The 1,342-nt window shown below is 70.6% G+C and carries 2 protein-coding genes and 1 pseudogene; 2 read left to right on the top strand and 1 reads right to left on the bottom strand.

The window, feature by feature from the left end; all coding sequences use genetic code 11:
- Positions 1 to 123: CinA family protein (locus ACFQEU_RS16015; RefSeq protein WP_379783783.1), on the bottom strand; the 123-nt coding region annotated here is incomplete at its 3' end.
- A 174-nt stretch (positions 124 to 297) separates the two neighbouring features.
- Between ACFQEU_RS16015 and ACFQEU_RS16010 the strand changes: the two genes are divergently transcribed.
- Both ACFQEU_RS16010 and ACFQEU_RS16005 read left to right on the top strand, forming a co-directional pair.
- Entirely contained in the window at positions 298 to 936 is a 639-nt protein-coding gene (locus tag ACFQEU_RS16010; RefSeq protein ID WP_379783781.1) for a class I SAM-dependent methyltransferase, read from the top strand.
- Positions 929 to 1,342: pseudogene (locus ACFQEU_RS16005) on the top strand (hypothetical protein); the annotation flags it as partial. The gene ACFQEU_RS16010 and the pseudogene ACFQEU_RS16005, both read left to right, overlap by 8 nt.

Here is a 1,342-nt window from a genome sequence, read left to right as displayed (position 1 = left end):
GGGCACGTCCGTCACGCGGGACCCGACGAGCCCGCCCGTCAGCGACTCCGCGACCGCGAGCGTCTCTCCGCGGGCGGTCAACAGCTCGCCGACAGCGGCGGCCGGGTCGGAGTGATCGGTCATACGACCCGGTTCGGTCCGATCACTTGTATACCTCCGGCGACTCCGTGTATCTCTAGGGACCCCTCGTTCGCGGTCGTTGTGACGGGGAGACACGTCGCCGACTCGTGGGCGGTTTCCGGGCGACTGGAGACGATACGGCGGTGGGGTTATCCGGTGCGGGCGAGTACGTCGCCCATGGCCGACTCGAACGGCTCGACCGACTGGGACGAGCGGTTCGCCTCCGGGTCGTACCCCCGCGATCCGGAGCCGTCGTCGGTGTTGCGCGCGTACGAACCGTCGATTCCGAACGGTCGGGCGCTCGACCTCGCGACCGGAACGGGACGGAACGCGGTGTTCCTCGCGGAGGCCGGATACGACGTCGACGCGCTCGACGCCTCCCGAGAGGGGCTCCGGATCACGCGGGAACGCGCGGCGGAACGCGGCGTCGCCGACCGGATCGAAACCGTCCACGCCGACGCGACGGAGTACGCGTTCCCGACGGAGCGGTACGCGCTCGTCACCGTGAGTTTCTATCACACCGTCGATCGGTTCTCGGACCTCGCAGCGGCGCTCGTCGACGGTGGCTATCTGTTCGTCGAAGGCCATCTCCGGTCGTCTCGGTCGACCCCCTCGGGGCCGAGCGACGACCGCTATCGGTTCGCCGCGAACGAGCTGTTGCGCGCGGGGCTCGGGTTGAGCGTCCGCTACTACGACGAGACGACGCAGGAACGCCCGGACGACCGCCGCCGGGCGACCGCGCGGCTGCTCGCCTGTCGGGCACACGGCCCCCGGCAGTCGTACCCCGAGGGACCGACGGAGGGGGATCGTGGCTGACGATCCGCTCGGTGGAGCCGCAGACGGCAGCGTCGACGACAGCGAGGTCCACGACAGCGAGGTCCACGACAGCGAAGTCGACGACAGTGGCGTCGACGACGCGGTGACGACGACGGCGGCGCTCGTTCGGATCGTCGAATCCGCGGCCGGGGTCGACCTCGACACCGACGTGGGGGATGGGGACGAGGACGGGCACAGGAACGGGGACGAGGACGGGCACAGGAACGGGGACGAGGACGAGCACAGGAACGGGGACGAGGACGAGCACAGGAACGGGGACGAGGACGAGCACAGGAACGGGGACGATGGCGGGGCTTCGGGAACGACGACCGTCGTCGGCCGCGACGGGACCGTCGGACCGGCCGAGCGGCTCCCGTCGCTGCTCGCCGACGCGGGGTCGATCGTC

It is taken from the genome of Halorubrum tibetense, assembly GCF_042661865.1.
Taxonomy (GTDB): Archaea; Halobacteriota; Halobacteria; order Halobacteriales; family Haloferacaceae; genus Halorubrum; species Halorubrum tibetense.
This window is presented reverse-complemented; position numbering and strand designations above follow the sequence as displayed.